This is a genomic window from Aquidulcibacter sp. (assembly GCF_020253525.1).
GTDB lineage: Bacteria > Pseudomonadota > Alphaproteobacteria > Caulobacterales > Aquidulcibacteraceae > Aquidulcibacter.
The window spans coordinates 1-6,578 of record NZ_JADCBK010000005.1; the positions used below are offsets into that span (position 1 = coordinate 1).

The 6,578-nt window shown below is 56.6% G+C and carries 6 protein-coding genes; 3 read left to right on the forward strand and 3 right to left on the reverse strand.

The genetic code is table 11. From position 1 onward, the window contains the following. Positions 1-103 precede the first annotated feature (103 nt). The 3 genes from pheS to IOB61_RS01140 all read left to right on the forward strand — a co-directional run bounded on the left by pheS (position 104) and on the right by IOB61_RS01140 (position 2,821). Positions 104-1,177, forward strand: coding sequence for a phenylalanine--tRNA ligase subunit alpha (pheS, locus tag IOB61_RS01130; protein WP_290810937.1), 1,074 nt, complete (start codon positions 104-106; stop codon positions 1,175-1,177). Between the two features lie 74 nt (positions 1,178-1,251). Next, positions 1,252-1,764: a dUTP diphosphatase gene (dut, locus tag IOB61_RS01135; RefSeq protein ID WP_290810940.1), complete on the forward strand. Its 513-nt coding sequence runs from the start codon at positions 1,252-1,254 to the stop codon at positions 1,762-1,764. Next, positions 1,742-2,821 carry a lysine-2,3-aminomutase-like protein gene (locus tag IOB61_RS01140; RefSeq protein WP_290810949.1) on the forward strand — a complete coding sequence of 360 codons (1,080 nt, stop codon included), beginning with the start codon at positions 1,742-1,744 and terminating at the stop codon, positions 2,819-2,821. Before dut ends, IOB61_RS01140 begins: the two co-directional genes overlap by 23 nt. A gap of 12 nt (positions 2,822-2,833) precedes the next feature. Here the strand turns inward: IOB61_RS01140 and IOB61_RS01145 are convergent, their stop codons facing one another. The 3 genes from IOB61_RS01145 to IOB61_RS01155 all read right to left on the reverse strand — a co-directional run bounded on the left by IOB61_RS01145 (position 2,834) and on the right by IOB61_RS01155 (position 6,260). Beyond that, the gene (locus IOB61_RS01145) at positions 2,834-3,346 is read right to left on the reverse strand and encodes a PleD family two-component system response regulator (RefSeq protein WP_290810952.1); all 513 of its coding nucleotides are present in this window, start codon (positions 3,344-3,346) and stop codon (positions 2,834-2,836) included. Next, positions 3,343-3,717: a response regulator gene (locus IOB61_RS01150; protein ID WP_290810955.1), complete on the reverse strand. Its 375-nt coding sequence runs from the start codon at positions 3,715-3,717 to the stop codon at positions 3,343-3,345. The genes IOB61_RS01145 and IOB61_RS01150 overlap by 4 nt, the downstream gene beginning before the upstream one ends. A gap of 77 nt (positions 3,718-3,794) precedes the next feature. Continuing rightward, positions 3,795-6,260: a PAS domain-containing sensor histidine kinase gene (locus IOB61_RS01155; RefSeq protein WP_290810958.1), complete on the reverse strand. Its 2,466-nt coding sequence runs from the start codon at positions 6,258-6,260 to the stop codon at positions 3,795-3,797. Between the last annotated feature and the right edge of the window lie 318 nt (positions 6,261-6,578).

The window sequence follows — 6,578 nt, forward strand, 5'->3', positions numbered from 1 at the left end:
CGGCCCTGTCAGCGGCAGGATCGTGCACATTATTGTGAGGTTTGGGCCAAGCACCTGCGCCACCCCCCTCCCATTTAAGCGTCCAATCCGCTAGGACCGTGTCATGACTGATATTGAAACTCTCTCCCGCGAGCTTTTTGCCCAATTGGATGCCGCCCAAGATGAAGCGGCTGTTGAACTGGTGCGCGTGAATGCCCTTGGTAAAAAGGGCAGCGTGTCAGAGCTTCTCAAAGGCATGGGCGGCATGAGCCCGGAGGAGCGCCAGACTTTTGGCCCCTTGGTCAACGGCTTGAAGCAAAGCCTGAGTGATGCGATTGCCGTTAAGAAAGAAGCGCTGGCCCAAGCCGCCCTCGACGCGCGCCTCTTGGCAGAGCGGATTGACGTGACCCTGCCCGTGCGGCCCGAGCGGCGCGGCAAAATCCATCCGATCATGCAGGTGTTTGAAGAGGTGCAAACCATTTTCGCCGATATGGGCTTTGCGATTGCTGAAGGCCCAGACGTAGAAGACGATTTCCATAACTTCACGGCATTGAACTTCCCGCCCAAACATCCTGCCCGCGATATGCATGACACCTTCTTCTTCGAGGAGAAAGAGGACGGATCGCGCATGTTGCTGCGCACCCATACAAGCCCCGTGCAAGTGCGCACGATGTTGAGCCAAAAACCACCCATCCGCATTGTCGCCCCGGGCCGAACCTATCGCTGCGATTCCGACCAGACCCACACCCCTATGTTCCACCAGATTGAAGGCCTCGTTATCGAAGACGGGGTTCATATGGGCCATTTGAAGGGCGTGTTGATGGACTTCATGCGCGCCTTCTTCGAGATCGACGATGTGGATGTACGTTTCCGCCCGCACCACTTCCCCTTTACCGAGCCTTCAGCCGAGATGGACGTCCGCTGTGACCGTTCGGGCGGGGCGCTTAAGATTGGCACGGGTTCTGACTGGCTGGAGATTTTGGGCTGCGGCATGGTGCATCCTAATGTGTTGCGCGCCTGCGGCATTGATCCAGAGCAGTATCAGGGCTTTGCCTTTGGTATGGGTATCGACCGTTTGGCCATGCTGAAATATGGCATCCCAGACCTGCGCGATATGTTTGCTGCCGATGTTCGCTGGCTGAAGCATTATGGATTTGAGCCGACCGTTCAGCCGAATCTGGCTACCGGTTTGAGCTAAGCCCATTGGCCTTTCGGCCGCTTGGATTTTGTTGACCCGCTTGCCCCGCGCAAGTGCCCCGTAAAGGACCTAGGATGTTGAAGCCGTTCTCGACCCGTGCGCCCGCAACGCCTTCAGACGCGAACGAGGCCGTTCGCCCTTTGGTTGCCGTCAAAAAGCTGCCGCACTTCGGCGATCTGCCTTTGCCGACCTATGAAACCAGCCAGTCTGCGGGCATGGATTTGCGCGCAGCTTTACCCGAGGGCGGCCATATAGACCTTTTGCCTGGGCGACGGGCGCTCATTCCAACCGGCCTCTCGATTGCTTTGCCACCGGGCTATGAAGCGCAAGTCCGGCCCCGCTCAGGCCTCGCCCTCAAGAACGGCATCACCTGTCTCAACAGCCCAGGCACGATTGATGCCGATTATCGCGGCGAAGTCGGTGTGATCTTGATCAACCACGGCTGGGAAGGTTTCCGCATCCATCGCGGGGATCGGATTGCCCAAATGGTGATTGCCCCCATCACGCAAATTGGCTGGATGGAGTTTGAAGAGCTCGACGAAACGGCACGGGGAACAGGCGGCTTTGGCTCCACCGGCAAAGATTAGAGCGCTTCTGCCCCCCACCCAAGCCGAAGCCACCAGCACGAAAATCGCAGACTTAGAGGCCCGTGGCCTCATAGCGCCTGAGGCTGCCGCAGGCCTAGAAGCTGTCGCGGCGCGCTATGCGGTCGCAGTGACGCCGACCATGTTGGGGTTGATCGACCGAGAAGACCCCCAAGACCCGATCCGCGCACAATTCATCCCACAAACCCTCGAATTGGTTCAAACGCCGCAAGAGAGCGCCGATCCGATTGATGATGCGGCCTTTTCGCCTTTGCCGGGTCTTGTCCATCGCTATGAAGACCGGGTGCTTCTGAAAGTGGTGTCTGCGTGCCCAGTCTATTGCCGGTTCTGCTTTCGACGAGAAATGGTGGGGCCAGGTGGTGAGGCTTTGGTAGGCGATCATCTCGATCAGGCCTTGGAGTACATCCGCGCCCGACCACAGATTTTCGAAGTGATTTTGACCGGTGGCGACCCCTTCATGGTGTCACCCCGCCGCGCGCGGGATTTGACACAAGCCTTAGCTGCCATTGCCCATGTGAAAGTGCTGCGTTGGCACACGCGCGTGCCGGTGGTGGCACCCGAGCGGGTGCGCGAAGATTTCGTCCAAGCTTTGCGGGCTGAAGGCGTAGCAACTTGGGTGGCGATCCACGCCAATCATCCACGCGAATTCACGCCAGCGGCTCAAGAAGCCATCGGTCGGATGCGTGAGGCAGGAATTAGTTTGGTTAGCCAATCGGTCTTGCTCCGCGGGGTGAACGACCGTTTGGATGTGTTGCAGGAGCTGATGCGTGGTTTCGTCGCCCTTGGGGTGAAGCCCTATTATCTGCATCATCCAGACCTTGCCCCTGGTACCGGTCACTTCCGCTTGCCGATAGCCAAAGGCCAAGAGCTCATGCGGGGTCTACGTCGCACCCTAACCGGACTTGCCCAGCCGACCTATGTTCTCGACGTGCCCGGTGGGGCCTTCAAAGCACCTTTAGACCTGCCCTATGTGCAAGAGTCAGCGGCAGGACTTCAGCTGTTAGACGGCACGGGACACTGGCATGACTACAAGGGCTGATGCCTAAAGGCTTTAGCCCTTGCCGCTTAGGCTTGCGAGCTTGGCTTCTGCCTCCGCCAAGCGGACCCGGCTTTCTTCGGCGATACCAATATGTTTCGACCGATCCCTCAGGGCCGCGCGATAGGTTTCGCGAATACCCAAATGGGTCGCGATCCGGGCGCTGACGATCTGAAAATCAACAGGCTTAGTGACATAATCATTGGCACCCGCTTGCAAGCACTCCACCATCATCGCTTGGTCTGTGCGCGCCGATACCATGATGATCGGCAAAGCTGCTGCAGACCTTTTGGTCCGGATCTTCTTCACGACATCGAGGCCACTTAGACCTGGCATCATCACGTCGAGGAGAATGATGTCGATGGGCGAAACCGACAAGATATCTAGTGCCTCGGTGCCATCGCTGGCTTCGTAAATCGTCGCCTGGCGATTGCGCAGCCGACGCGCCAATACATCAATATTGTCCTGCATATCATCGACAATCAGGATGTTTGTGTTGGCGAATTGGTTTTGGAGGTCTTCGTTCATGACATAGACTTCCCCTCAAACTGGCGTGCCATTTCATCCATCAAATGCGGCCAATCGACCGGCTTGGTGGCAAAGGCATCACATCCGGCTTCAAAACAGGCTTCGCGCGATTCATTCATGGCATGGGCTGTCAGCGCGATAACTTTGATCGTCGCGCCCAGCTTTTCGCGTATCTGCCGGGTCGCATCGAGCCCGGACATAATCGGCATGGAAACATCCATCAGCACAAGATCAGGTTTCCAAGTCAGCGCTTGGTTGACGGCATCTTGGCCATCGCTAGCGCCGCGAACTTCAAACCCGGCGCGTGTCAGGCGACGCATCAGCATTTCGCGATTGTCGTCATGATCTTCTGCCAGCAAAATTCTTTGCATGACTGTCCCCTGTTACTTTCCGTTTAGCCGTCTCATGATTTGCGCATGATTGACTAGGTCTCTGTCTATCTGATGGGTCACGACCCCACCTTCCATTGGCGATAGCGTGGCAACTCAATCATCTCGGCTTCAGCGCTCTCGGTCTTGGGACGGATCAAGCGCGCAATGGCGGCACCCAAAACAGATCCCAAAATAGGCTTCATGAAATGTTCCTGCGCGCCAAGCGCGATCGATTTGCGCTGGTCGTCATCGGAAGCAATCACAACGATTGGCGTGTCGTTCAAATCGGCATTTGCGCGCAAGGCAGCAAGGCACGCATAGCCGTCCATATCGGGAAGTTCGAGGTTTAGGACAATCAGATCGACCTTGCGGTTTGCCAAATAGGCCAACGCAGAACTGCCCGTTGCCGCCATAGCGCTATTGAGACCTAAATTCTGAGAAGCGCGCAGCGCCAGCGTATTGCTGACTTCGTCATCATCAATCACGAGGATCAGTGGGGCTGAATCTTCCGCAATCATGTGAACATCGACATCTTTGGCCTGCAGGCCTTTACCGGGCAAAGACAGGGTAAAGGTGGATCCCGTCCCAACTTGGCTGGAGACGGTAACTGTCCCGCCGAGGAGATGCATCATTTCGCGGGTGAGGGCGAGGCCAAGACCTGTTCCACCATAGACGCGGGTGACTGAGCCGTCGCCTTGCTGGAAGGGTTCGAACAAACGGGCTTGCGCCTCATCGGACATGCCAATGCCTGTGTCGCTTACCTTGATGTCATAATGGGTGCGTCCAGTCGGTGCGCCCTTTTTCTCAAACGAGACCGCGACCTGCCCATCCTGGGTAAATTTGATCGCATTGGAAATCAGGTTCATCAAGCATTGGCGTAAGCGGAACCCATCTGTCAGCACGATGATCGGCTCGCTGGGGGCATTGAGGATCAAGTGATTGCCGCGATTTTTCGCCAATGGGCCTAAGCTTTGTAAGACTTCATCGGCCAGATCATTCAGATTGACCGGCTCTTGCGTGATTTCCATTTTGCCCGCCTCAATCTTGGCAAGATCGAGAATTTCGTTGATCAGTTTCAACAAATGGTGGGCGGAATCCTGCACTTTGCGGGCATCGCGGGCAGCATCTTGACGGCCATCTTGCTCGGCATCCTCAATCAGCATTTCGGTATAGCCCAAAATCGCGTGGAGCGGCGTTCGCAATTCATGGCTGACGTTTGCCATCAATTGCGATTTGGCTTGGCTGGCAATTTCTGCATTTTGACGTGCTTCGCTCAATTGCTGCACGGCGGTGGCCAATAAATGGTCGCGCTGGTCAATATCGCTCAAGACGCGCTCAAAGCCGGCCAGCAATTGCCCTGCACTTTGATTTTCCGGTTCTTGCTCGCCCGACACATCCAAAGGCTCTTTCAAGCTTTCCAATTTAGCATGCCAAGAGGGCTGACTACGTGGGAGGCTTAAGACCTCTGGCCCGCAAATCTCTTCGAGCAGCTTGCGCTTTTCATCCAGCGCCTCTTGGGCGCGGGCAATCATCACGGTGAGGCGTTCTTGTTTCGCCTTTTCATCCGCCCGCACCAAAAAGACTTCGGTGACGTCCTGGGCATAGCCAATCGCACCGCCAATCTTGCCCTCGGGCGTGTACCAAGGGTGGACTTCCCAATCGAGATAAACCTCCGCGCCATCCGCGCGGATGCGGTGGTCGGCAGACTTTTGGCTGCTCACACCCGTCAGCGCCAAAGTGATGGCATCATGCCAATCCTGTTTAGCCGAGGGCATGGCTTCGGCCATGGTTTTGCCCAACAAATCCTGTTCGCTCAGTTGGACCGCACCCAGCCATGCATCATTGACCGCCATAAAGCGGGCTTTGGTATCAAAAAGGGCGGCCCGCATGCTGGTGTGTTTGAACATCAGCTTAGAGATCATCGCATCGCGGGCGGCGGCGCGGCCTTGCACCAAGGCCTCTTTACGGGCGCGCTCTAGCTTGCGTTCAACCACATCGCGGGCTCGCCACGAGAAAACAATATAGCCTAGGCCACAAATGGCGGCCAAACAGGCAACATAATGGCTGAACTCCGGATAGGCCCTGTGGTCCATGAATGGGTGCCACAAGCTGAGAATTGGCAGCACCAGAAACGGTGCAAGGGTCATCGCCCCAGAAACGCGCGAGACCGACAAAACCCCAGTAGCCCGGGTCGCAGAAGCCGCAAGCATGGCTGTCGCCGCAATAGCCAAAGCTAAATCACCCGATGCGATCATAGCAATCGGAGCGATCATAAAGCCGCAAACCGTGATCCCACACATCGCCCCGAACTGAACCGCAGCCCGCGTGGTGCGCAAATGATCGCGGCCGCTGCGAACAAGCCGGCCAGCAAACCACGTATCAACAGCAAAGAGCGCCAAAAAGGCTACGACCCAGACCAGAGGCCATAAATGATGGGTAGCAATGGCAAATGTGCACCCTGCCAGCACAATCATCATCACGATGACGGGTGCTTCTTGCCGGACATTGGCGAAGTGCTTCTGCAGCGCGTAAGGACGTATCAAGGCTCTATACTCGTAAAAACTCCTCCTGCCTCCTACTACATTTGGATTAATATTGGGTCTCTGAAACCGGTCGGATTTATTTTGGTGGGTGAATGTTTGATGGTTTGAAGCGGTGGTGGGCGACCTCACCCCCACGATGTCATCCCCGCCGGAACGTAGTGGAGAGCGGGGACCTCGTTGGACTTTGCGGCAGGAGGTCCCGGATCGGCTGCGCCGTCCGGGATGACATCGTTTCTTTGAATGACACCCAACACCTATAGCCCCGCGAGGAAAAGCCCTCCGGGGGTTCGGCTTTTGCCCTTGGGATAAGGGCAGGAG

What these genes read in the sequence shown, in the direction of transcription:
- pheS (WP_290810937.1), top strand. Translation starts at nt 104, where the DNA reads ATGACTGATATTGAAACTCTCTCCCGCGAGCTTTTTGCCCAATTGGAT.
- dut (WP_290810940.1), top strand. Translation starts at nt 1,252, where the DNA reads ATGTTGAAGCCGTTCTCGACCCGTGCGCCCGCAACGCCTTCAGACGCG.
- IOB61_RS01145 (WP_290810952.1), bottom strand. Translation starts at nt 3,346, where the DNA reads ATGAACGAAGACCTCCAAAACCAATTCGCCAACACAAACATCCTGATT.
- IOB61_RS01150 (WP_290810955.1), bottom strand. Translation starts at nt 3,717, where the DNA reads ATGCAAAGAATTTTGCTGGCAGAAGATCATGACGACAATCGCGAAATG.